The sequence below is a fragment of the Streptomyces sp. SAS_272 genome (assembly GCF_052543235.1).
Genome location: NZ_JBMNDR010000059.1, coordinates 19,639 through 41,794, shown reverse-complemented (window position 1 = coordinate 41,794; position 22,156 = coordinate 19,639). Strand labels below are relative to the sequence as shown.

The 22,156-nt window shown below is 71.0% G+C and carries 21 protein-coding genes and 2 pseudogenes; 18 read left to right on the top strand and 5 right to left on the bottom strand.

Annotated elements, in window-relative coordinates; genetic code table 11:
- Positions 1–123 precede the first annotated feature (123 nt).
- Complete coding sequence (locus ACN6LD_RS28545; RefSeq protein WP_445044704.1) at positions 124–2,718, top strand: SpoIIE family protein phosphatase; 2,595 nt, start codon at positions 124–126, stop codon at positions 2,716–2,718.
- A gap of 129 nt (positions 2,719–2,847) precedes the next feature.
- Here ACN6LD_RS28545 and ACN6LD_RS28540 read toward each other — a convergent pair whose 3' ends face one another.
- Positions 2,848–3,666, bottom strand: a complete 819-nt coding sequence (locus tag ACN6LD_RS28540) for an SAM-dependent methyltransferase (protein WP_319193247.1) — start codon at positions 3,664–3,666, stop codon at positions 2,848–2,850.
- A 162-nt stretch (positions 3,667–3,828) separates the two neighbouring features.
- Positions 3,829–4,470, bottom strand: a complete 642-nt coding sequence (locus ACN6LD_RS28535) for a hypothetical protein (RefSeq protein ID WP_319193249.1) — start codon at positions 4,468–4,470, stop codon at positions 3,829–3,831.
- Between the two features lie 393 nt (positions 4,471–4,863).
- Here ACN6LD_RS28535 and hemL point away from each other — a divergent pair, with 393 nt between their 5' ends.
- From hemL to ACN6LD_RS28490, 9 genes and pseudogenes are all read left to right on the top strand, one after another.
- Positions 4,864–6,183, top strand: a complete 1,320-nt coding sequence (hemL, locus tag ACN6LD_RS28530; RefSeq protein WP_445044703.1) for a glutamate-1-semialdehyde 2,1-aminomutase — start codon at positions 4,864–4,866, stop codon at positions 6,181–6,183.
- The gene (locus tag ACN6LD_RS28525; protein ID WP_319193251.1) at positions 6,180–6,881 is read left to right on the top strand and encodes a histidine phosphatase family protein; all 702 of its coding nucleotides are present in this window, start codon (positions 6,180–6,182) and stop codon (positions 6,879–6,881) included. Before hemL ends, ACN6LD_RS28525 begins: the two co-directional genes overlap by 4 nt.
- A 145-nt stretch (positions 6,882–7,026) precedes the next feature.
- Entirely contained in the window at positions 7,027–7,356 is a 330-nt protein-coding gene (locus tag ACN6LD_RS28520) for a hypothetical protein (RefSeq protein ID WP_445044702.1), read from the top strand.
- 177 nt (positions 7,357–7,533) lie between these two features.
- On the top strand, positions 7,534–8,859 hold the full coding sequence (locus tag ACN6LD_RS28515) for a polysaccharide deacetylase family protein (protein WP_319193266.1): 1,326 nt from the start codon (positions 7,534–7,536) through the stop codon (positions 8,857–8,859).
- 66 nt (positions 8,860–8,925) lie between these two features.
- Complete coding sequence (locus ACN6LD_RS28510; protein WP_319193254.1) at positions 8,926–9,528, top strand: TlpA family protein disulfide reductase; 603 nt, start codon at positions 8,926–8,928, stop codon at positions 9,526–9,528.
- A 1-nt stretch (position 9,529) separates the two neighbouring features.
- Positions 9,530–10,303 carry a cytochrome c biogenesis CcdA family protein gene (locus ACN6LD_RS28505; RefSeq protein ID WP_057583637.1) on the top strand — a complete coding sequence of 258 codons (774 nt, stop codon included), beginning with the start codon at positions 9,530–9,532 and terminating at the stop codon, positions 10,301–10,303.
- A 3-nt stretch (positions 10,304–10,306) separates the two neighbouring features.
- Positions 10,307–12,037: a cytochrome c biogenesis protein ResB gene (gene resB / locus ACN6LD_RS28500; RefSeq protein WP_445044701.1), complete on the top strand. Its 1,731-nt coding sequence runs from the start codon at positions 10,307–10,309 to the stop codon at positions 12,035–12,037.
- Entirely contained in the window at positions 12,034–13,173 is a 1,140-nt protein-coding gene (gene ccsB / locus ACN6LD_RS28495) for a c-type cytochrome biogenesis protein CcsB (RefSeq protein WP_445044700.1), read from the top strand. Before resB ends, ccsB begins: the two co-directional genes overlap by 4 nt.
- A 115-nt stretch (positions 13,174–13,288) precedes the next feature.
- Positions 13,289–13,744 (top strand): annotated as a pseudogene (locus ACN6LD_RS28490) (RNA polymerase sigma factor); the annotation flags it as partial.
- A gap of 112 nt (positions 13,745–13,856) precedes the next feature.
- Here the strand turns inward: ACN6LD_RS28490 and ACN6LD_RS28485 are convergent.
- On the bottom strand, positions 13,857–14,531 hold the full coding sequence (locus ACN6LD_RS28485; protein ID WP_445044699.1) for a hypothetical protein: 675 nt from the start codon (positions 14,529–14,531) through the stop codon (positions 13,857–13,859).
- Between the two features lie 167 nt (positions 14,532–14,698).
- Between ACN6LD_RS28485 and ACN6LD_RS28480 the strand changes: the two genes are divergently transcribed.
- Both ACN6LD_RS28480 and ACN6LD_RS28475 read left to right on the top strand, forming a co-directional pair.
- The gene (locus tag ACN6LD_RS28480) at positions 14,699–15,160 is read left to right on the top strand and encodes a nucleoside deaminase (RefSeq protein ID WP_445044698.1); all 462 of its coding nucleotides are present in this window, start codon (positions 14,699–14,701) and stop codon (positions 15,158–15,160) included.
- A 16-nt stretch (positions 15,161–15,176) separates the two neighbouring features.
- Positions 15,177–16,172 (top strand): isopenicillin N synthase family dioxygenase, encoded by a 996-nt coding sequence (locus tag ACN6LD_RS28475; RefSeq protein ID WP_445044697.1) that lies wholly within the window; start codon positions 15,177–15,179, stop codon positions 16,170–16,172.
- A gap of 35 nt (positions 16,173–16,207) precedes the next feature.
- Here the strand turns inward: ACN6LD_RS28475 and ACN6LD_RS28470 are convergent, their stop codons facing one another.
- Positions 16,208–16,639 (bottom strand): hypothetical protein, encoded by a 432-nt coding sequence (locus ACN6LD_RS28470; protein WP_445044696.1) that lies wholly within the window; start codon positions 16,637–16,639, stop codon positions 16,208–16,210.
- Between the two features lie 126 nt (positions 16,640–16,765).
- Here ACN6LD_RS28470 and ACN6LD_RS28465 point away from each other — a divergent pair, with 126 nt between their 5' ends.
- On the top strand, positions 16,766–17,677 hold the full coding sequence (locus ACN6LD_RS28465; RefSeq protein WP_445044695.1) for a helix-turn-helix domain-containing protein: 912 nt from the start codon (positions 16,766–16,768) through the stop codon (positions 17,675–17,677).
- Positions 17,649–17,756 (top strand): annotated as a pseudogene (locus ACN6LD_RS28460) (DUF397 domain-containing protein); the annotation flags it as partial. The gene ACN6LD_RS28465 and the pseudogene ACN6LD_RS28460, both read left to right, overlap by 29 nt.
- 156 nt (positions 17,757–17,912) lie before the next feature.
- Here the strand turns inward: ACN6LD_RS28460 and ACN6LD_RS28455 are convergent.
- On the bottom strand, positions 17,913–18,308 hold the full coding sequence (locus ACN6LD_RS28455) for a PLD nuclease N-terminal domain-containing protein (RefSeq protein WP_319193263.1): 396 nt from the start codon (positions 18,306–18,308) through the stop codon (positions 17,913–17,915).
- An 87-nt stretch (positions 18,309–18,395) separates the two neighbouring features.
- Here ACN6LD_RS28455 and ACN6LD_RS28450 point away from each other — a divergent pair, with 87 nt between their 5' ends.
- From ACN6LD_RS28450 to ACN6LD_RS28435, 4 genes are all read left to right on the top strand, one after another.
- The gene (locus ACN6LD_RS28450; RefSeq protein ID WP_319193264.1) at positions 18,396–19,853 is read left to right on the top strand and encodes a menaquinone biosynthesis decarboxylase; all 1,458 of its coding nucleotides are present in this window, start codon (positions 18,396–18,398) and stop codon (positions 19,851–19,853) included.
- Entirely contained in the window at positions 19,850–20,755 is a 906-nt protein-coding gene (mqnP, locus tag ACN6LD_RS28445) for a menaquinone biosynthesis prenyltransferase MqnP (RefSeq protein WP_057583649.1), read from the top strand. Before ACN6LD_RS28450 ends, mqnP begins: the two co-directional genes overlap by 4 nt.
- Positions 20,756–20,821: 66 nt before the next feature.
- A complete protein-coding gene (locus tag ACN6LD_RS28440) occupies positions 20,822–21,484 on the top strand; it encodes a UbiX family flavin prenyltransferase (RefSeq protein WP_266727867.1) in 663 nt (220 codons plus the stop codon).
- A gap of 68 nt (positions 21,485–21,552) precedes the next feature.
- On the top strand, positions 21,553–22,008 hold the full coding sequence (locus ACN6LD_RS28435) for an Lrp/AsnC family transcriptional regulator (RefSeq protein WP_445044694.1): 456 nt from the start codon (positions 21,553–21,555) through the stop codon (positions 22,006–22,008).
- Positions 22,009–22,156: the final 148 nt, after the last annotated feature.

The following is a 22,156-nucleotide window of genomic DNA, read 5'->3' as shown; positions in this document are numbered from 1 at the left end:
ACGCCGGCGGGACGAGCCGCCGGCGGCCGGCGGTCGCGGATGTCTCACGGAAATACGAGTGATTCCGTGTATGCGTGGATTTGCCGGGAATGATACGGGTTGCGCATTCCGCGGGAGAGTGAGATGAGCGAGGCATCGGAGGCCGTCGGCGAGGCGCTGACCGCGCGGGTCACCGTCGACGAACAGGGCGCCGTCACCGGCTGGAACGCGGGCGCCGCACGACTGCTGGGCTACACGGCGGAGCAGATCGTCGGCCGCCCGGCCACCGTCCTGCTCGCCCGCGCCCCGACCTCGCCGGACCCCCCGCCCCCGCCCGGCGACCCGCCCCGGACCGGCCCGCCGGCGGTCGACCTGCCCTGGGCCCACCTGCCCCCGGCAGATCCGCGCCCGGCCGACCCGGCTCCCGGGGCGCCGCCTGCCTCCGGAGGGCCGCCCATGGGTCTGCCCCTCACCGACCAGCCCCCCGCCGGTCTGCCCCTCGCCCGGCGGACGCGGTGGCACGGGGTGCTCGACCTGCGGCACCGGGCCGGTCGTCCGGTGGAGGCCAGGGTCGTCGCACATCACCGGACCGGGGACGACGGCGTCCGGGACTGGCTGCTGGTCTGCGCGGTGCCGGCGTCACCGCCCCGGCCCCGGACCGACGAGGACGCGCTCATGCGGTGGGGGTTCCTCGAGTCCCCCTGCTGCGCGACCTCGGTGCACGACACGGACCTGCGCTTCTGCCGGTCCAACCAGGCCGCACAGCGCGCGCTCGGCCTGGACGAGGAGTATCTGCGCGGCCTGCGGATCACCGACGTCCTGCCCACGGCGTCGGCGCAGGACGTCGAGCGGCTGATGCGGCGGACGCTGGAGACCGGCGAGCCGCGGCACGTGGAGAACGTCGTTCGGGCCCCGGGCGAGAGCCGGCAACACGCGTGGGCGGTCGATCTCTACCGGGTGCAGGACGCGGACGGCCGGGTCCTGGGCGTGGCGTCCACCGGGCACGACATGACGGAGCAGCACCGGGCCCGCCAGCGCCTCCAGCTGATCGCCGAGGCCAGCACCCTGATCGGCAGCACCCTCGACGTGACCCGGACCGCACAGGAGCTGGCCGACGTGGCGGTGCCGGGCCTGGCGGACTTCCTCAGCGTCGACCTGCTGACGTCGTTCGAGGCGGGGCAGGAGGAGACCACGACCGGCGGGTCCCTGCCGCTGCGCCGCGTCGCCCACCGGTCCGTGCTGCCGGGCGCCCCCGAGGCCGTCCTCCAGCCGGGTGACGTCGACGTGTACCCGGAGAGCTCGCCGCCGGCCCAGTGCCTGCGCACGGGACGGCCCGTCCGCCGTCAGGTGACCGAGGCCGCGATCCCCGCCTGGGTCGCCGGGGACCCGGTGCGCATGGCCCGCATCCGGGACTTCGGACTCCACTCGGTGATCGCCGTCCCGCTGTCGGCGCGCGGCGTCGCGCTGGGCGTCGCCGTGCTCGTCCGGCACCGGCGTCCGGAACCGTTCCAGCACGACGACGTGGTGCTGGCCGAGGAGCTGGCGGCCAAGGCGGCGGTCTGCATCGACAACGCCTGGCGCTACACCCGCGAGCGCAGGACGGCCGTCACTCTGCAGCGCAGCCTGCTGCCGCAGCGGCTGCCCGAGCAGTCCGCGATGGAGATAGCCTCCCGCTACCTGCCGGCCGACGCGCGGGCCGGGGTGGGCGGCGACTGGTTCGACGTGATCCCGCTGTCCGGCGCCCGGGTCGCGCTCGTCGTCGGTGACGTCGTGGGGCACGGCATCCACGCCTCGGCGACCATGGGGCGGCTGCGCACGGCCGTGCGCACCCTCGCCGACATCGACCTGCCCCCCGGCGAACTGCTCACCCACCTCGACGACATGGTGGGCAGGCTCGCCACCGAGGCCGACACGCTCGGCGACGAGGGGACCCCGGGCGACGTCGGGGCGACCTGCCTGTACGCCGTGTACGACCCTGTGACGCGCCGCTGCAGCCTGGCCAGGGCCGGGCATCCGCTGCCCGCCGTGGCGCGCCCGGACGGCGTGGTGGAACTGCTGCCGCTTCCCGCGGGGCCTCCGCTGGGTCTGGGCGGACTGCCCTTCGAGGCGCTCGAGACGGAGCTGCCCGAGGGCAGCCTGCTCGCCCTCTACACGGACGGCCTCATCGCGTCCCGGTCCCGCGACAGCGACGTCGACGACGGCGCGGCCCGCCTGTGCCGGTCCCTGACCGCCCCGGCGGCCTCCCTGGACGTCATGTGCGACGCGGTCCTCGACGACCTGCTCCCCCGGACGCCCGCCGACGACGTGGCGCTCCTCCTCGCCCGCACCCGGGTGCTGGACGCCTCCCGCGTAGCGACCTGGGACGTGGACGCCGACCCGGCCGCGGTCGCCGACGCCCGGAAGAAGGCGGTCGGCCGGCTGGCGGACTGGGGGCTCGCCGACGCCGCCTTCGTCACCGAGCTGATCGTGAGCGAGCTGGTCACCAACGCGATCCGGCACGGCGAACCGCCCGTCCAGCTGCGGCTCATCCATGACCGCACCCTCATCTGCGAGGTCAGCGACGCCGGTGGCACGGCCCCCCACATGCGCCGTGCCCGCACCTACGACGAGGGCGGCCGGGGGTTGCTCCTGGTCGCCCAGCTGTCCCGGCGCTGGGGCGCCCGCCCGGGCGCGAAGGGCAAGACGATCTGGGCGGAGCAGGAGATCGAGGGACCGGAGGGCGAAGGCTTCTGGAGCTGAACCGGCCGGACCCGCCGCCGAGCCGTCCGCAGCGGCGGCCTTGCCGCGGCCGTCCTGCGCCGGCCGTCCCCGGCGGACCGTCCCGGCCGGGACGGTCGGTCCGGCGCCGCCCGGATGCGTCCGGGGAGGTCAGCCGCCCTTGCGGGCCACTCCGCCGTAGATGCCGATGGGCGGGGTGTCCGGCGCGGGCGGCTCGTCGGGACGCCACTGCGGGACCAGGACCAGGCCCGGGTCGAGCAGCGTGAAGTCCCCGAAGAAGTCGAGCACGCGGGAGTGGCCGCGGGGGTTCATGCTGGCGGTCGCGCCCTTGTAGACGGCGGCCGCGTCCCTGCGCCCGTCCTCGTGCAGGTCGCCCGTCGCGTGGGACAGCACCAGGTACGAGCCGGTGGGCAGCGCGTCACGGAGTTCGGCGACGACGGCGTCCGGGTCCTCCGCCTCGGTGACGAAGTGCAGGACGGCCACCAGCAGCAGGGCCACCGGCCGGTCGAAGTCGATCACCCGGCGCACGTCGGGGTGGTCGAGGACGGCCCGGGGGTCGCGCAGGTCGGCCAGGACGACGGAGGTGTCGGCGGCGTCGTCCACGAGGGTCATGGAGTGGGTGCTGACGATCGGGTCGTTGTCGACGTAGGCGACGCGCGTCCCGGGTGCGACGGCCCGTGCGATCTGGTGCACGTTGGGCTCGGTCGGCAGACCCGTGCCGATGTCGAGGATCTGCCGGACGCCGCCCTCCGCGACGACATGACGGACGGCGCGGTGCATGAAGCTCCGGTTGGCCCGGACGGCCAACCGGACCTCGGGCGCCGCCTTGATGAACTGCTCGGCGGCTTCCTGGTCGACCTCGTAGTTGTCCTTCCCGCCGAGGAAGTAGTCGTACATCCGGGCGGGGTGCGGCTTGCTCGTGTCGATCCGCAGAGAGGGACCGCCGTCGCCGCCGAGGGCAGAGGACATGACGCAGGACTCCGTCCATGAGTGACTGTCGGAGCGTCATCCTGACACGCCCCGGCCCGCCGGCACCCGCCGGCCCGGCGCATCACCTGCGTCCGAACACGCCGTTCAGCAAGGCCAGTTGGTCGAAGAGGGGCGATCCCGCCGATGACGGGACGAGCCGGCTCAAGGCCACACGAGGCAGTACGGCTGGTGTCCCGCCTCGTGCAACCGGTGCGAGAAGTCCTGCCACTCGTGCAGGAGTTGGTACACGTTGAAGGCGTCCCGGGGGCCGCCGCGGTCCGGGACCGTCGACCAGATGAAGGCGGCCGCGCCGACCGCTTCCTCGCCGATGTCCCGCAGCGGGTCGACGACGGTCATGGGGAGCTTCACGACGGCGTAGTCGGGGTGGAGGACGACCAGCTCCAGCGGGGGCACCTTGTTCAGGGGGACGCCCTCGATGCCGGTCAGGACCATCGCGGCCATCGTCTCCGGCTTGATCTTGGTGAACATGCCGTTCATGCCGAGCTCGTCGCCGCCGAGCTCCTCGGGGCGCATCGAGATCGGGACGCGGGCCGCCGTGGCGCCGTCCGGCGCGCCGAAGTACTTGTACGTCACCCCCACCCGACCACCATTCCTGCTTCCCGCCTCGAGACGATCGACCTGGTCGACCCGTCGGTCGACCCGCTCGGACTCACTCGGTGCGCCTTGTGCCTGCGTCTGTCGTGCTTCGCCGCTTTCCTCCGCGTTGCGCCGGTGCCTTCCCCGCCGGGCACGTCGAGGACCCAGGTCGTCAGTCCCCTCGCCCAGTCCGCCACCGCGATGCATATCTCCACCCGACTGCTTTTCTAGGACGCGCCGGCGCCGCCGCGCAACCCGATCATCGTGTCAGTGACCTCCCCCACGGCCGCCCGCCGAAACGTGCGGTGAAACACCTGTCCGCAGGAAACTCGCAGCCCCTCGACACTCGGTCGGTGAGAGCTACGTCTGTCAGGCCCGTTCCGACTCAGTTTCGCAGATGGTGAGGCGGTCGGCGGAGCCACATGCGCCACGGCTCGGCCGGGGAGAGGGCCCCGGCCGCGGCACGGGCCCGGTCCCGGCAGCCGCCGTCGCGGCCGGCGACGGCACGCCCCGTGGGGCCCGGCCGTCGCTGGCCTACCCTGGGAGGTCACTGGCAACCGGAGTCCAGCAAGTCGGAGAAGGTCGGAGAAGCCGCAGGTCATGAGCGAACTGCCCTATTCATACGATGCGCCCGTCTCGCAGGCGCTGTTCGACCGTGCGTCCGTCGTCACCCCGGGCGGCGTGAACTCGCCGGTGCGCGCGTTCCGCGCCGTGGGCGGCACGCCGCGGTTCATGGTGTCCGGCGCCGGCCCGTATCTGACGGACGCCGACGGGCGGGAGTACGTCGACCTGGTCTGTTCCTGGGGGCCCATGATCCTCGGGCACTCGCACCCCGAGGTGATCGCCGCTGTGCAGGAGGCCGTCACCCGCGGCACCTCCTTCGGCACGCCCGGTGAGGGCGAGGTCGCACTCGCCGAGGAGATCGTGGCCCGGATCGGGCCCGTCGACCAGGTGCGCCTGGTGTCCAGCGGCACCGAGGCCACCATGTCGGCCATCCGGCTCGCCCGCGGCTTCACCCGGCGCACCAAGGTGATCAAGTTCGCCGGCTGCTACCACGGGCACGTCGACTCGCTCCTCGCGGCGGCGGGCAGCGGGGTCGCCACCTTCGCGCTGCCCGACACGCCGGGCGTCACCGGCGCGCAGGCCGGCGACACGATCGTCCTGCCGTACAACGACCTGGAGTCCGTGCAGGAGGCCTTCCACCGGCACCCCGGTGAGATCGCCTGCGTGATCACCGAGGCCTCGCCCGGGAACATGGGCGTCGTGCCGCCGCTGCCCGGGTTCAACCAGGGGCTCAAGGACGCCTGCCGGGCCAACGGCGCGCTGTTCGTCTCCGACGAGGTGATGACGGGCTTCCGCACCAGCCGCGCCGGGTGGTTCGGGATCGACGGGGTCACGCCCGACCTGGTGACCTTCGGCAAGGTCATGGGCGGCGGCTTCCCGGCGGCGGCGTTCGGCGGACGTGCCGACGTGATGGAGCACCTCGCGCCCGCCGGGCCGGTCTACCAGGCCGGCACGCTCTCCGGGAACCCGGTCGCCACCGCGGCCGGCCTGGCCCAGCTCCGGCTCCTCGACGACGCCGCCTACGTCAAGGTGAACGAGGTCTCCACGCAGATCCAGTCGCTGGTGTCGGAGGCGCTGACCAAGGAAAGCGTCGCGCACACGCTGCAGAGCGCCTCCAACATGTTCTCCGTCTTCTTCACGGACCGTCCGGTCCGCGACTACGAGGACGCCAAGGCGCAGGAGTCGTTCCGCTTCACCGCCTTCTTCCACTCGTTGCTGGCGAACGGCGTCTATCTGCCGCCGTCGTCCTTCGAGTCCTGGTTCGTGTCCACGGCCCACGACGACACGGCCGTCCAGAGAATCGCCGACGCCCTCCCGGCGGCGGCCCGAGCGGCTGCGGAGGCCACGGCGGAATGAGCACCTTCGAGAAGAACGGCGCCGCCCAGGACATCACCGTCGTCCACCTCATGCGGCACGGCGAGGTCGACAACCCCGACGGCGTGCTCTACGGCCGTCTCGACGGCTACCACCTGTCCGAGCTGGGCCGGCAGATGGCCGAACGGGTCGCCGAGCACCTCGCCTCCCGCGACGTCACGCACGTCGTCGCCTCCCCGTTGGAGCGGGCGCAGGAGACGGCGACCCCCATCGCGAAGGCGCACGGGCTCGACCTGGCCACCGACGCGCGGCTGCTGGAGGCGGAGAACGTCTTCCAGGGCAAGACGTTCGGCGTGGGCGACGGGGCGCTGCGCCGGCCGGAGAACTGGAAGCACCTCGTCAACCCCTTCAAGCCGTCCTGGGGTGAGCCCTACGTCGACCAGGTCGTGCGGATGATGGGCGCGCTGGACGCGGCGAAGGACGCGGCCCGCGGGCACGAGGCCGTGCTGGTCAGCCATCAGCTGCCGATCTGGATCGTGCGGTCCTACGTCGAGCGGCGGCGGCTGTGGCACGACCCGCGCAAGCGGCAGTGCACGCTCGCCTCGCTGACGACGTTCACGTACCAGGGCGACCGGATCATGTCGGTCGGGTACGCCGAACCCGCCCTCGACCTGGTGCCGGTGCACCTGCGCGCCGGGGCCAAGCCGGTCCAGGGCAAGGGCAAGGCCTTCGGGGCTTAGGCCAGGCCCTGCCAAAGGTCATGGACATGCCTCTTGGATCTTGGGTAGCGTCCTGCCTGACCATCGCCGCGGCCGTGTTCCATGGGCCCGGTACCGGCTGCCTGCTGGACCGGCAGGCAGACAGAAGGGGGAAGAAGCCGTGAAGATGAGGAAGCTGGCGTCGCTCGCCATGACGCCGCTGGTGCTGGCCGGCATCGCCGTCGCCGCGCCGATCGCGGGCGCGACCGCCGCGAGCGCCGTGCCGAGCGTGTGTCAGTTCGCCGAAGACCAGATCTCGCCAGTGCCGATCTGGGGATCCGTGATCTGCTACAGCGGCACTGGCCAGTACCGAGTCAAGGTGACGTGCAAGGACGGCATCACCGGCAACATTCTGACGTCGTACGGCCCGTGGGTCGGCATCAGGAAGACGTCGAAGGCCTCCTGCGGCAACGGGTCGCGGTACGCCGTGACGGACATCTTCTACCAGGACCGCTGAACCGGAGGGCGGGCGGTGGTGCGCCCACCGCCCGTCGCCTGTTTCCACGAACCCTCGCTGTGGCCCATGACACGTTCGTGACATTTGTTGCCAGATCGACGTGATCGAGAGGAACCTCACCGTTCATCATGTCCTCTGAATGGGTGACCACCTGAGGATCTGATGAACGAGGACGCCATGCGCACGATCACCCGAAGGGGAGCCATCGGACTCGGGGCCGGAGCCGCGGCAGTCGCCGGACTCGCCGGCTGCGGCAGTCTCACGAGTTCGGACGACCCGTCCCCCGCCGGTGATGCGAAGAAGGGCGCCAAGGACGGCGGCTCCGGCAGCCCTCGCCCCAAGGCCGATGCCCGCCCACTCGGCGACGGCTCCACGTCCTTCACCGGCAAGCAGCCCCACCAGCCGGCCAAGCCGGTGCCGCTCCAGCCCGGCGAGGAGCCGCCGCAGTTCGTCGTCTTCTCCTGGGACGGCGCGGGCGAGGTCGGCAACGGGCTCTTCGACCGCTTCCTCGATCTCGCCAAGGCGCACGGCGCGAGCATGACCTTCTTCCTCTCCGGGCTGTATCTGCTGCCCGAGTCGAAGAAGCGGCTCTACGACCCGCCGAACAACCCCCGCGGCGCCTCCGACATCGGCTACCTCACCGACGAGCACGTCAAGATGACGCTCGCGGGCGTCCGTCGCGCCTGGCTCGAGGGGCATGAGATAGGCACCCACTTCAACGGCCACTTCTGCGGCGAGGGCCACGGCTCGGTCGGCAAGTGGACGCCGGCGCAGTGGCGCAGCGAGATAGACCAGGCGAAGAAGTTCGTGAAGGAGTGGCGGACCAACACCGGCTGGACCGACCTGCCCGCGCTGCCCTTCGACTACGACAAGGAACTCGTCGGCGGACGCACGCCCTGTCTGCTCGGTCAGGACAATCTGCTGCCCACCGCCCGTGCCCTCGGCTGGCGCTACGACGCCTCCTCGCCGGGCGGCCGTCAGGTGTGGCCGAAGAAGAGGGGCGGGATCTGGGATCTGCCCTTGCAGCAGATACCTTTCCCGGGGCGCAGCTTCGAGGTCCTCTCGATGGACTACAACATGCTCGCCAACCAGTCGGTCAACTCGACCAAGGCGCCCGCCCACAACTACCCGGGCTGGCGTCAGCAGTCCTCCCAGGCGTACATACAGGGATTCAAGCGGGCATTCGAGACGAACCGGGCTCCGTTCTTCGTCGGCAACCACTTCGAGCAGTGGAACGGCGGCATCTACATGGACGCCGTCGAGGAGTCCTTCAAGCACATCGCCCGCGAGAAGGCGAAGGGCGCGGACGTGCGCATCGTCTCCTTCCGGCAGTTCGTGGACTGGATCGACGTCCAGAAGCCGGAGGTGCTCGAGAAGCTGCGCACCCTCGATGTCGGGCAGCAGCCGGCCGGCGGCTGGAAGACGTTCCTGGCCGCGACCCCGAAGTCGCCGACCGCCCCCAAGTCGCCGACCGCCCCGAAGGCTTCCGCGTCTGCCACCTGAAATGCGGTTTTCTCCCCGCAAGGGGGGTGCGCAAGATCCTCAGAACGGGCATGCGAAACTTTTCACATGAGTGCCGCCTGGATCCGTCCGCGTCGCCCCGCAGTCCTCGGCGCGGGTGCCGTCATCGCCGCGTTGCTGCTGTCCGCCTGCGGCTCGGGCGGCACGTCGGGCGGGGGCGGCGGCACCAACTTCGTCCTCGGCAAGGACGGCATCTCCACCGCCGAGAAGGGCGAGCGGGCGCAGGTCCCCGACCTCTCGGGTGAGACCGTCGCGGGCAAGCAGCTGGACGTCGCCTCCTTCAAGGGCAAGATCGTCGTCCTGAACGTGTGGGGCTCCTGGTGCGCCCCGTGCCGCGCCGAGGCGCCCAACTTCGAGAAGGTCTCCAAGGACCTCCAGGGCAAGGGCGTGCAGTTCGTCGGCATCAACGTCGCCGACCCCCAGGTGCGCAGCGCCCTCGCCTTCGAGGAGCAGTACGGCGTCACCTACCCCAGCCTGTACGACCCCAGCAGCAAGCTGATCCTCCGCTTCCGCAAGGGCACGCTCAACCCGCAGGCCATCCCCTCCACGCTCGTCGTCGACCGGGAGGGGAAGATCGCCGCCCGCTCGCTGGCCGCGCTCAGCGAGGAGAAACTGCGCAAGATGATCGCCCCGATCCTCGCGGAGAAGTGACGTGAGCGCGCTCACCACGTTCGCCGCCGCCACCGACCCGAACCAGACGGTGATGAACGGCGCCCTGCTGCTCGCCCTGCCGCTGGCCCTGCTCGGCGGTCTCGTCTCCTTCTTCTCGCCCTGCGTCCTGCCGCTCGTCCCGGGCTATCTCTCGTATGTCACCGGCGTGACCGGCACCGACCTCGCCGAGGCGCGGCGCGGACGGATGGTCGCCGGCGCCTCGCTGTTCGTCCTCGGCTTCACCGCCGTGTTCGTCTCCGGCGGGGCCCTGTTCGGGTACTTCGGCCAGACGCTCCAGGAGAACCAGAGCGTCCTGTCCAAGGTGCTGGGCGTCCTCATGATCCTCATGGGCGTCTTCTTCATGGGCCTGATGCCCTGGATGACGCAGCGCGAGTTCCGCTTCCACCGCAGGCCCGTCGCCGGGCTCGTCGGAGCTCCCTTCCTCGGCGCCCTGTTCGGCATCGGGTGGACCCCCTGCATCGGTCCGACCCTCGCCTCCGTCATCGCCCTCTCCTCCCAGCAGGGGAGCGCGGGCCGCGGTGCCATACTGACCGTCGCCTACTGCCTCGGCCTCGGCGTGCCGTTCGTGCTCGCCGCGGTCGCCTTCCGCAAGGCGCTCGGCGCCTTCGGCTGGGTCAAGCGCCACTACGTCTGGGTGATGCGGATCGGCGGCACGATGATGATCGTCACCGGTCTGCTGCTGCTGACCGGCGCCTGGGACCGCATCGTGCAGGACATGCAGTCCTGGTCCGCCGGCTTCACTGTGGGGATCTGATCCATGAGCAAGAGCACGGTCAACGCCGGCCCAGGTGAGACTCCGGCCGCCGCCGAGGAGCAGGACCTCGGCGCCGCCGGCTCCCAGCTGTCGACCGCGCCCGCGGACTCCCTCGCCAACATGCCCGCCCTGGGCGTCGTCGGCTGGGCCCGCTGGTTCTGGCGTCAGCTCACCTCCATGCGGGTCGCCCTGCTGCTTCTGCTGCTGCTCGCGCTCGGGGCGATCCCCGGCTCGCTGATCCCGCAGTCCGGCAACGACGAGACGAAGGTCGCCGACTTCCGCCGGGCCCACGAGAACCTCGCGGTCGTCTACGACCGGCTCGGCCTCTTCCACGTCTACAGCTCGGTGTGGTTCTCCGCGATCTACCTCCTGCTGTTCATCTCCCTCGTCGGCTGCATCGTGCCCCGCACCTGGCAGTTCGTGGGCCAGCTGCGCGGCCGCCCGCCGGGGGCGCCGAGGACGCTGACCCGGCTGCCGGCCTACACGACCTGGCGTACGCGGGCCGAGCCGGAGCAGGTGCGCGAGGCCGCGCTGGCCCTGCTGAAGAAGCGCCGCTTCCGCGCCCACGCGACCGGGGACGCCGTCGCCGCGGAGAAGGGCTATCTGCGCGAGGTCGGCAACCTCGCCTTCCACATCGCCCTCATCGTGATGCTGGTCGCCTTCGCCTGGGGCCAGCTCTTCAAGTCCGAGGGCAACAGGCTCCTGGTCGAGGGCAGCGGCGGCTTCTCCAACACCCTCATCTCCTACGACGACTTCAAGTCCGGCAACCTCTTCGACACCGACGACCTGAACCCGTTCAGCTTCACTCTGGACAAGTTCACCGGCACCTACGAGACCTCGGGCCCCAACACCGGCACCCCGCGCACCTACCAGGCCGCCCTCACCTACAGCGTGGGCGCGTACGGCAAGGACCAGAAGACCCTCGTCAAGGTCAACCACCCGCTGGAGATCGAGGACTCGAAGGTCTATCTCACCGCCCACGGCTACGCCCCGGTGATCACCGTCCGCGACGGCAAGGGCGAGGTCGTCTTCCACGACGCCGTCCCCCTGCTGCCGCTCGACTCCAACGTCACCTCGTCGGGCGTGATCAAGGTCCTGGACGGCTACCGGAACGCCCGGGGCGTCAGCGAGCAGCTGGGCATCTCGGCGTTCTTCCTGCCGACCTACACGCCGGGCAGCGAGACCGCCTCCACGTTCCCCTCGCTGCGCAACCCGGTGCTGAACCTGACGCCGTACCACGGTGACATCGGCGTCAACTCGGGCATCCCGCAGAGCGTGTACCAGCTCGACAAGGCCCATATGAAGGGGTTCAAGGACTCCAAGAACGCGCAGCTGCGCGAGAACCTCAAGCCCGGCGAGACCATGACCCTCCCCGACGGGGCGGGCACGGTCACCTACGACAGCACCCGGCAGTGGGCCAACTTCCAGATCACCCAGCAGCCGGGCAGCGGCTGGGCGCTGGGCGGCGCGATCACCGCGATCTTCGGGCTCGCCGCCTCCCTGTTCATCCAGCGCCGCCGGGTGTGGGTGCGTGCCGTGCGGGGCGCCGACGGCGTGACGGTCGTCGAGATGGCCGGCCTCGGCCGCAGCGAGTCCGCCAAGGTGCCCGAAGAACTCGGCGCTCTCGCCGGAACCCTGTACGACCAGGCCCCCGGGGCGCCCGACGCCGCGGACGACTCACCCGAATCCACCGACCCCCATGTCGTACCCGCCGAAAAAGGGGCTGAGCAGTGACTCTCGCCGCCGCGACCGAGTTGGCCGCCGCCACCAACGAACATCTCGCGAGCATCAGCAACACGCTGATCTACTCCTCGATGGCCGTCTACACCCTGGCCTTCTTCGCGTACATCGCCGAATGGCTCCTCGGCGGCCGCAGCAAGGTCGGCCGCACCGCCGCCGCGCTCACCGCCCAGCAGGGCGTGAAGGCGCAGGCGAAGGGGCCGGCCGTCACCGTGACGAAGGGCGGCTCCACCGCCGTCCTGGAGCGGCCGCAGGTCGTGGTGCGCTCGGCGGCCGGCGCGCGTGACGTGCCCGACGGGCCGGGCGCGCACGGCGGTGACGAGCAGGGCGACATGTACGGCCGGATCGCCATCTCCCTCACCGTGCTCGCCTTCCTGGTCGAGGTGGGCGGCGTGGTCGCCCGTGCGGCCTCGGTGCAGCGGGCCCCGTGGGGCAACATGTACGAGTTCAACATCACCTTCTCCACGGTGGCCGTCGGCGTGTACCTCGGCCTGCTCGCGCTGAAGAAGAACGTGCGCTGGCTCGGCCTGTTCCTGATCACCACGGTCCTGCTGGACCTGGGCCTCGCGGTGACGGTCCTCTACACGGCGAGCGACCAGCTGGTCCCGGCGCTGCACTCCTACTGGCTGTACATCCACGTCTCCACCGCGATCTTCTGCGGCGCGGTGTTCTACGTCGGCGCGGTCGCCACGATCCTGTACCTGTTCAAGGACGCCTACGAGAACAGGCTGGCGAACGGCGGAACGCCCGGCAGGTTCGCGAACTCGGTGCTGGACCGGCTCCCCGCCTCGGCCTCCCTCGACAAGTTCGCCTACCGCGTGAACGCCGCCGTCTTCCCCCTGTGGACGTTCACGATCATCGCGGGCGCGATCTGGGCGGGCGACGCGTGGGGCCGCTACTGGGGCTGGGACCCCAAGGAGACCTGGTCGTTCATCACCTGGGTCGCCTACGCCTGCTACCTGCACGCCCGCGCCACCGCCGGCTGGAAGGGCCGCAAGGCCGCCTATCTCGCCCTGCTCGCCTTCGGCTGCTGGCTGTTCAACTACTACGGCGTCAACATCTTCATCTCCGGCAAGCACTCCTACGCCGAAGTGAAGAGCCTGGGCGCACTGACGGGCATCACCTTCTGAGACGACGCGGCGAAGGCCGGTTCCCGTGACCTGGGTCACGGGAACCGGCCTTCGCCGTACGGACAGGTAGAAGGGCGTGGATACGAACCCGAGTACCCCGAGCGCTCGGCGAACGCTGAGAAAACGCATCCGCGCGGGGGACCACGACGCCTTCGCCGAGCTCTTCGACGCCTACGCCCGCTCCGTCTACAACCACGCCTACCGGCTCACGGGGGAGTGGACGGTCGCCGAGGAGGTCGTCTCGCTGACCTTCCTGGACGCCTGGCGGCTGCGCGAGAAGCTCGACGAGGACGGCGGCTCGCCGCGCCCGTGGCTGCTGGGCATCGCCACCAACGTCACGCGCAACACCCGCCGCGCGGCCCGCAGGCACGCGGCGGCCGTCGCCCGGCTCCCACGTGGGGAGGAGCTGGGCGACTTCGCCGAGGAGGTCGCCGGGCGGATGGACGACGCCGCCCGACTGGCCCTGGTGCAGGACGCGCTGGCGAAGCTGCGGCGGCCCGAGCGGGAGGTGCTGGCGCTGTGCGTGTGGGGCGGTCTGGACTACACGGCGGCTGCGGAGGCGCTGCGGGTCCTGCGCCGGGCCGTCGTCGACAGGGCGGGCGAGCGGCCGTAGGACGCCACGCGCCCGCAAGGTCACGCCGGGGCCCTGACACGGCGGCGGGAGCGGTCTCACGCGGCGTCGGTCACCAGTGGGCTTCGGCCGTGGTCTTTCCCGGGCCGAGGACCTGCACCCGGCCGTGGTCGCCGTACACGGAGAGCCGCCAGCGGGCGAAGAGCCGGGCGGTGCGGTCGGCCCCCGCCTGCTCCCACACGCCGTAGTCGACGTGGACGACGGCCACACTGCGGGCACCGTCCGCGGGCATGCGGACCTGGACGCCCGTCACATGGGCGGCGACGGCGGCGTCGGCCTTCGGGACGCTCGACGCGAGGTAGGCGCGGAACTCGCGGAGCATCGGGAACCAGCGGTGCGGACCCGCCGTCGGCACGCCCCCGCCGTCGTCCGTCGTGTCGCCCGCGGGCGGGCCTTCGCCCTGGTCGTCGGTCGTGGTGTCGGGGAGGGTCCCCTGGTCGTCGGAGGTGGTGTCGGGGCCGGTCCCCTGGTCGTCGCTCGTGGTGTCGGGGAGTGCGCCCTGGTCGTCGGAGGTGGTGTCCCGGCCGTCGCCCTGGTCGTCGGAGGTCGTGTCGGGGAGGTTCTCCTCGCCGTCGTCGCTCGTCTCGTCCTTCCCGGATGACCCCCCGCCGGACTGGGCCCCCGCCGCCTGCGTCCCCGGGCGTTCCGTGCCGCAGGCGGCCAGCGGCAGACAGCAGCAGACGAGCAGCGCGGCGACGGACGCGTAACGGTTCTTCACGAACTTCATCGGCGTTCCCCCTTTGGACGGTGAGAGAGGCTCGCGCGGTCCGGGGTTCCCTGGGCGGTGCCGGAGATGTGCGGAGATGTGCGGTGGGGCAGGTTCCGGTCATCCGGTGGCCGGACCACTCGAACGGCGGCGTTGCACCCGGCCGTCCGCCGCAGCAGCATGAGCCCATGGATCACCTTCTGGATCAGGCGACGGCACGGACCTGGCTCGGCACCGCCGTCGCGGAGGCACGGGTCGGCCTCGCCGAGGGCGGCATTCCGATCGGCGCGGCGCTGTACGGCCCGGACGGCACCCTCCTCGGCCGCGGCCACAACCGCCGCGTCCAGGACGACGACCCCTCCGTGCACGCCGAGACGGCAGCCTTCCGGGCGGCGGGCCGGCAGCGGTCCTACCGCGGCACGACGATGGTCACGACCCTCTCCCCGTGCTGGTACTGCTCCGGTCTGGTCCGCCAGTTCGGCATCTCCCGGGTGGTCGTGGGGGAGGCTGTCACCTTCCACGGCGGCCACGACTGGCTGGCCGAGCACGGCGTGGAGATCGTGCTGCTGGACGACGCGGAGTGCGTCGCGATGATGCGCGACTTCGTCGAGAGGAACCCGGCCCTGTGGAACGAGGACATCGGTGAGTGACCCCGGGAGTGATTCCATGAGCGATTCCCTGAGCGCCCCCGCCGCCCGGCGGAGTCCGCGCATCCCCACCGTCGACCTCGGGCCCTGGCTGGACGGAGACCGGGACGCCCGTGCCGCGATCGCCCGCACCGTCGACGAGGCCCTGCAGACCGCCGGCTTCCTGCTGGTCACCGGACACAGCGTCGACCCCGTGCTGCGCCACCGCGTCCGGGAGGTCGCCCGCGCGTTCTTCACCCTCCCCGCCGAGGCCAAGCAGCCGTACGCCGCGAAGGTCGGCGGACGCGGCTGGCTCGGCCCCGGCGCGGAGGCCAACGGCTACGCGGAGGGCACCGAGACGCCCCCCGACCTGAAGGAGTCCCTGACCTTCGCCACCCATGAGCCCTTCGACGACCCGGCGGTCAACGCCGAGTGGTACGCGCCGAACGTCTGGCCGGCGCAGACGCCGCAGCTCCGGGCGCTGTGCGAGGAGTACCTGGAGCGCATGGCCGAGCTGGAGAAGGAACTGCTGTCCCTGCTCGGCGAGGCCCTCGGCCTCGAACCGGACTTCTTCTCCCGCCACATGGACCATCCCACGTACGGCTTCAACATCAACTGGTACCCGGGGACGGACGTCGTCGGCGAGCCGCAGCCCGGTCAGTTCCGCATCGGTCCGCACACCGACTTCGGCACCGTCACGATCCTCGACCGGCAGGCCGGCAAGGGCGGGCTCCAGGTCTGGACGGACGCCGGCGGCTGGGAGGACGCGCCCTTCGACCCGGCCGCCCTCACCGTCAACGTCGGCGATCTGCTGGCCCGTTGGACCGGCGACCGCTGGCGCTCCGGCCGGCACCGGGTCCTGCCGCCCCCGGCCGACGAGCCCGCCGAGGAGCTGATGTCCCTCGTCTACTTCGGCGAGTGCACCCCGGGGACGCTGGTGGAGTCGGTGCCCGCCCCGGTCGGCCGGGTGGCGTACGAACCGGTCGACTCGCACGTCTACCTGCGCGCGAAGCTGGACTCGATCACGGTCGGCTGAACTTCCCGGCCGAGCGCCGGCAGGTCCGGGAGCGATCACTCCGCCCCTGCCGAGGCGTCCGGCACGGGTGCGTACTCCTCCAGCCCCAGCAGCGGTGCGTGGTACCGCCGTTGGTGGCGGCGGAGCAGTACGTCCGCGTCGGTCTCGGCGCTGCCGTCGCGCCGGGCGCGGGCGTCGTCGCGGAGCCCCGCCAGATCGGCGCAGGCCGCACAGTCGCGGACGGGGACGGGGGGTTCCTGAGAGTGCTGGGACGAACGGGAGTCGGCCACGCGGATCCCCGCCCCGAGACGTTCGCCGGGAGTGGCCGGGCGCAGTGACTCCGGGCGGGTCTCCCACTCCCGGCCGCCGCCGAGCGGACGCAGCAGTGCGTACGGGCCCGCCTTGCCCTGGTACTCGCCGACGCTGTCCGAGGCGGGGTCGTAGACGACCGTTCCCTTTTCGAACTGCTTCTCGATGCTTTCGGTCATGCCCGTTCGCGCCCTCTCCGTACCGACTTCGTGACTCTGGGTGTGTCGAGCGTCGCGTGCGGGCACGGTGCGTATCAATGCCCGACGCGTGCCAACGGACGCCTGTCACAGAGGGGGACGACCACCGTGACGACCAACGCCGCCCTGTTCGGCGAGCTGTTGCGCCATTTCCGGGAGGGGGCCCTGCTGACGCAGGACGCGCTGGCGAAGGCGATCCCGTGCGACCGGTCGCTGGTGGCGCGGGTGGAGGCGGGGACGCGGGTGCCCCAGGAGCCGTTCGCCAAGAAGTGCGACGAAGTCCTGGGAGCGGGCGGGGCGTTGGCGCGACTGTGGAGCCGCGTGGACTGGTACCCGCAGGTGGAGCATCCGGACTGGTTCAGGCGTCGAGCAGAGATGGACGCGGAGGCGGTCTCTCTACGCGAGTATCAAGAGCGTGTGATCCCTGGCATGTTGCAGACCCCCGACTATGCCCGGGCTGTTCTCTCGCGCCGGTCAGGGGGGACCGAGCTGGAGGATCGAGTGCGGGCCCGACTGAGCCGACAGCAGCGCTATTTCACCGACGGCGGCCCGTTGTACGTCGTCGTGCTGGACGAAAGCTGTCTGCGCAACATCGTCGGAGGAGCGACGGTCATGAAGGACCAGTACGCGTACCTGCTGGAGGCCGGTCAGCGCTCGAACGTCCGCATTCAGGTTGCTCCAGCCGGACGGGAACTGGCGCGTCCCAGCGGTTCCATGTCCCTGATCAAGCTTCCCGACGGGCATGACTGGGTCTACTCGGAGTCTTTGGACCGAGGGCACTTCAGTGACGATCCGGCCGTCTTTGCAGGCCACAGCCAGACCTATGATGTGCTCAGGGCCGACGCGCTGTCAGCCCCCGAATCCGCCGCCCTGATCAGCGACGCGAGGGAAGGGTATGAGCACTATGGACCGGCAGCAGCTCAGCGCGACAACGTGGATCAAGAGCACTCACAGCGACGCCAACGGCGGCAACTGTCTAGAAGTCGCCCCCGGGTTCGTCTCCGCCGTCCCCGTCCGTGACAGCAAGAACCCCGACGGCCCGGTGATCGTCGTCGCGCGGAGCGCCTGGGCGGCGTTCGTGGACGCCGTCCGCTCCTGATGTGGACCTCCCGCGGGTTTGGCATCGTGGCCATGTGAGGGCCCGGGCCGGAGGGCCGGCGGAGGGCGGCCTGCCTGATCTGACCGGCCCGGTCCGGTCAGTGCCTCGGGCCGGACGCACAAGGTCACGGGGACCTCGGACTGACCGAGGACGCCGTCAGCCTTCCGTGGGCTCCTCGCCCGACTCACGGCGCTTGAGCTCGTCCTCGCGGCGGCGCAGGTCGGCCTCCCAGTCCTTGAGGAGCTCCTCGTCCTTCTTGTTCTCCTTCTGCAGGGACTTGAGGAACTCGGGGTTGTCGTCCGGCGCGACGAACTCCGTGCGCTGGTTGCGGTGCCACTGCGACGGCGTGGAGCCGCCCGCCGGCGCATGCCGGGTCTTTCCGGCGACCAGCCAGGCGATCGGGCCCACGAGCACCTCGCCGAAGAGCAGGATGATGATCACCCAGATCACCTTCGGGAGCCCGCGCACCTCCTCCTCGGGGGTGTTCAGGCAGTCGACGAAGGCATAGATCCACAGCGCCAGGACCAGCAGGAACGGCAGATACCTGAGCATGGTGGCGGGCTCTCCCAGAAGACGGTGACGGGACCTGGGCGGCCCCGGTGACGGGGTCAGGGTAGCGGGTGGCCGATACTGGGACACATGGCTTACGACGATCTTCGTTCCCTGCTCAGGGCACTGGAACGCGAAGGCGACCTCAAGCGCGTCAAGGCCGAGGTCGATCCGTATCTGGAGGTCGGGGAGATCGTCGACCGGGTCCAGAAGTCCGGTGGCCCCGCGTTGCTCTTCGAGAACGTGAAGGGCTCCGGCATGCCCCTCGCGATGAACGTGTTCGGCACCGACCGGCGGCTGCTGAAGGCCCTCGGGCTGAAGTCGTACGCGGAGATCAGCGACAAGATCGGCGGGCTGCTGCGGCCCGAGCTGCCGCAGGGCTTCGTGGGCGTGCGCGAGGCGTTCGGGAAGCTCGGCGCGATGACGCACGTGCCGCCGAAGAAGGTGAAGCCGCAGGACGCGCCCGTCCAGGAGGTCGTCCTGCACGGCGACGACGTCGACCTCGACGCGCTGCCCGCCCTCTTCACCTGGCCGCAGGACGGCGGCTCCTTCTTCAACCTGGGCCTGACCCACACCAAGGACCCCGAGAGCGGCATCCGCAACCTCGGCCTGTACCGCCTGCAGCGCCACGACAAGCGCACGATCGGCATGCACTGGCAGATCCACAAGGACAGCCGCAACCACTACCAGGTGGCCGCCCGCAAGGGCGAGAGGCTTCCGGTCGCGATCGCCTTCGGCTGCCCGCCCGCCGTGACCTACGCCTCCACCGCCCCGCTCCCCGGCGACATCGACGAGTACCTGTTCGCCGGCTTCATCGCGGGCAAGCGGATCGAGATGGTCGACTGCAAGACCGTGCCGCTGCAGGTGCCGGCGCAGGCGGAGGTCGTGATCGAGGGCTGGCTGGAGCCGGGCGAGATGCTTCCCGAGGGGCCCTTCGGCGACCACACCGGCTTCTACACGCCGCAGGAGCCGTTCCCCGCCCTGAAGATCGACTGCGTGACGATGCGGAAGCGGCCGTTGCTGCAGTCGATCGTGGTGGGCAGGCCGCCGACGGAGGACGGGCCTCTCGGCCGTGCCACAGAGCGGTTCTTCCTTCCCCTGCTCAAGATCATCGTCCCGGACATCGTGGACTACCACCTGCCCGAGGCCGGCGGCTTCCACAACTGCGCGATCGTCTCGATCGACAAGAAGTACCCCAAGCACGCGCAGAAGGTCATGCACGCGGTCTGGGGCGCGCACATGATGTCGCTGACCAAGCTGATCGTGGTGGTCGACGCCGACTGCGACGTCCACGACCTGCACGAGGTCGCCTGGCGGGCGCTCGGCAACACCGACTACGCGCGCGACCTGTCGGTCGTCGAGGGCCCCGTCGACCACCTCGACCACGCCTCCTACCAGCAGTTCTGGGGCGGCAAGGCGGGCATCGACGCCACGCGCAAGTGGCCCGAGGAGGGGTACACGCGCGACGGCGGCTGGCCCGAGATGGTCCTGTCCGACCCGGAGACGGCGGCCAAGGTCGACCGCCGCTGGAAGGAGTACGGCCTGTGAGCTCCGCTTCCGCAGCGCTCCCGCAGCAGCCGGGGCGCACGAAGGCCTTCCTGCGCCTGGTGATGATCGAGCACTCCGTGTTCGCGCTGCCCTTCGCGTACATCGCCGCGCTGACGGCGATGTACGAGCTGGACGGCAACATCCACTGGGGCAGGCTGCTGCTGGTCACCGTGTGCATGGTGGGCCTGCGCACCTTCGCCATGGCCGTCAACCGGATCATCGACCGCGAGATCGACGCCCGTAACCCGCGCACCGCACAGCGCGAGCTGGTGACGGGCGCGATGTCGGTGAAGCACGCGTGGACCGGCGCGCTGATCGCCGTCGCCGTCTTCCTCGGCTCGGCGGCCATGCTCAACCCGCTCTGCCTGGCCCTCGCCCCCATCGCCGTCGTCCCGATGGTCGTCTACCCCTACGGCAAGCGGTTCACGAACTTCCCGCAGGCCATCCTGGGTCTGGCGCAGGCGATGGGGCCGATCGGCGGCTGGCTGGCGATCACCGGCGAGTGGTCCTGGGACGCGGTCGTCCTCGGTCTCGCCGTCGGCGTCTGGATCGGCGGCTTCGACCTGATCTACGCCTGCCAGGACGTCGAGACCGACCGGGAGACCGGCGTCATGTCGGTCCCGGCCCGCTTCGGCATCCCGGCGGCGATCAAGGGCGCGCGCGTCTGCCACGCCGTGACGACCGCGCTGCTCGTCTGGTACGCGCTGGCCACCGGCGCCGGCGCGTTCTTCTGGCTGGGGCTGCTGATCGTGGCCGGCGCGTTCGTGTACGAGCACTCGATCGTCCGCCCGCACGACCTGTCCCGGTTGAACAGGGCGTTCTTCTCGACGAACGGGTTCATCGGCATCAGCCTGTTCGTCTGTGCGCTCGCCGACCTGATGGTGCGTGGGCTCACGGTGTAGTCCGGTCCTGAAGACCTCCGCGCCCACCGGTACGCTCGAGGTGTGAACGCAGGAGAAACGCAGCGCGTGCCTTGGATCGTGGGGGTGTCCGGGGCGTCCGGTACGCCCTATGCCGCCGCTGTGCTGCGTGCGCTGCTCGCCGGGGGCGAGAGCGTGGATCTGGTGGTCAGCCGGGCCTCGCGGCTCACCCTGCTCGACGAGACCGGGATCTCCTTCCGGGACGCGCACTGGCGGGACGACCTGCGGGAATGGCTCGCGCGCGGGGCCGACGGCAAGCCGGGCGCGTTCGACGTGGACGTCAGCGGCGACCGGGTGCGGCACTGGGGCGCGGGGGATCTCGCGGCCGGTCCCTCCTCCGGGTCGTATCCCGTCAGGGGGATGCTGATCGTCCCGGCCTCGACGGCCTGCGTCGCCGGAGTCGCCCTCGGGTTGTCGAAGGACCTGCTCCAGCGGGCCGCGAGCGTCACGCTCAAGGAGCGGCGGCCGCTCGTCGTCGCCGTGCGCGAGACCCCGCTGAACGGGCAGACACTGCGTCATCTGGTGGCGCTGGACGACGCCGGCGCGAGCGTCGTGCCCGCCTCGCCCGCCTTCTACGCGGGGGCCACCCACATCCAGGACCTGGTCGACTTCGTCGCCGGGCGCGTACTCGACGCGGCGGGGGTCGCGCACGGGCTCTACCGCCGGTGGGACGGCGATCTGGGCGGCGCGGCCGGAACCCGGGCCTCATGAGCGCCATCTGAGCAAGTCGCAGTACCTCTCATCTTTTCAGGAATCTTGATCGGAAGGCTTCGATTCGCATGGACGCGGTGGACAGGCAGCTCATCCAGGCCCTCCGGGAGAACGGCCGGGCCTCGTACGCGGAGCTGGGACGCCTCGTCGGCCTGTCGGGACCCAGTGTCACCGACCGCATCAACCGGCTGGAGGCGGCCGGCGTCCTCACCGGCTACCGCGCCACGGTGAACGCCGCCCAGCTGGGCCTCGGCGTCATCGCCCTCATCGGCATCTCGCTGTCCGACGCCGCCGACCACGAGGACGTGGCGGCCCGGCTCAAGGACCTGAGCGAGATCGAGGACTGCTGGTTCATCGCCGGCGACGACTCGTTCATGCTCAAGGTGCGGGCCACGGACGTCGACGGTCTGGAGAAGATCATCCGTCGGCTGAGCGGGACCAAGGGCGTGTCCCGGACCCGTACCACCATCGTGCTCTCCACGAAGTGGGAGAACCGCGTCGGGGAGCTGCCCGAAGAGGTGTAGGGGCGAAGACGTACGGTGGGTCGGGCCGGCAGGAAGCCGGGCCGGCGGGGAAGTCGGCCGACCGGAAAGCCGGTCGGCGGGACAGCCGGCGGGAAGCCGTCGGCGGTCGTCGATAGGTCGTCGGTAGGTCGTCGGTGAAAGGTGTGGG

Bases quoted from the DNA above. Each gene is read 5' to 3' on its own strand.
- ACN6LD_RS28545 (WP_445044704.1), top strand. From the start codon at position 124: ATGAGCGAGGCATCGGAGGCCGTCGGCGAGGCGCTGACCGCGCGGGTC.
- ACN6LD_RS28540 (WP_319193247.1), bottom strand. From the start codon at position 3,666: ATGTCCTCTGCCCTCGGCGGCGACGGCGGTCCCTCTCTGCGGATCGAC.
- ACN6LD_RS28535 (WP_319193249.1), bottom strand. From the start codon at position 4,470: ATGCATCGCGGTGGCGGACTGGGCGAGGGGACTGACGACCTGGGTCCT.
- hemL (WP_445044703.1), top strand. From the start codon at position 4,864: ATGAGCGAACTGCCCTATTCATACGATGCGCCCGTCTCGCAGGCGCTG.
- ACN6LD_RS28525 (WP_319193251.1), top strand. From the start codon at position 6,180: ATGAGCACCTTCGAGAAGAACGGCGCCGCCCAGGACATCACCGTCGTC.
- ACN6LD_RS28520 (WP_445044702.1), top strand. From the start codon at position 7,027: ATGAGGAAGCTGGCGTCGCTCGCCATGACGCCGCTGGTGCTGGCCGGC.
- ACN6LD_RS28515 (WP_319193266.1), top strand. From the start codon at position 7,534: ATGCGCACGATCACCCGAAGGGGAGCCATCGGACTCGGGGCCGGAGCC.
- ACN6LD_RS28510 (WP_319193254.1), top strand. From the start codon at position 8,926: ATGAGTGCCGCCTGGATCCGTCCGCGTCGCCCCGCAGTCCTCGGCGCG.
- resB (WP_445044701.1), top strand. From the start codon at position 10,307: ATGAGCAAGAGCACGGTCAACGCCGGCCCAGGTGAGACTCCGGCCGCC.
- ACN6LD_RS28485 (WP_445044699.1), bottom strand. From the start codon at position 14,531: ATGAAGTTCGTGAAGAACCGTTACGCGTCCGTCGCCGCGCTGCTCGTC.
- ACN6LD_RS28480 (WP_445044698.1), top strand. From the start codon at position 14,699: ATGGATCACCTTCTGGATCAGGCGACGGCACGGACCTGGCTCGGCACC.
- ACN6LD_RS28475 (WP_445044697.1), top strand. From the start codon at position 15,177: ATGAGCGATTCCCTGAGCGCCCCCGCCGCCCGGCGGAGTCCGCGCATC.
- ACN6LD_RS28470 (WP_445044696.1), bottom strand. From the start codon at position 16,639: ATGACCGAAAGCATCGAGAAGCAGTTCGAAAAGGGAACGGTCGTCTAC.
- ACN6LD_RS28455 (WP_319193263.1), bottom strand. From the start codon at position 18,308: ATGCTCAGGTATCTGCCGTTCCTGCTGGTCCTGGCGCTGTGGATCTAT.
- ACN6LD_RS28450 (WP_319193264.1), top strand. From the start codon at position 18,396: ATGGCTTACGACGATCTTCGTTCCCTGCTCAGGGCACTGGAACGCGAA.
- ACN6LD_RS28435 (WP_445044694.1), top strand. From the start codon at position 21,553: ATGGACGCGGTGGACAGGCAGCTCATCCAGGCCCTCCGGGAGAACGGC.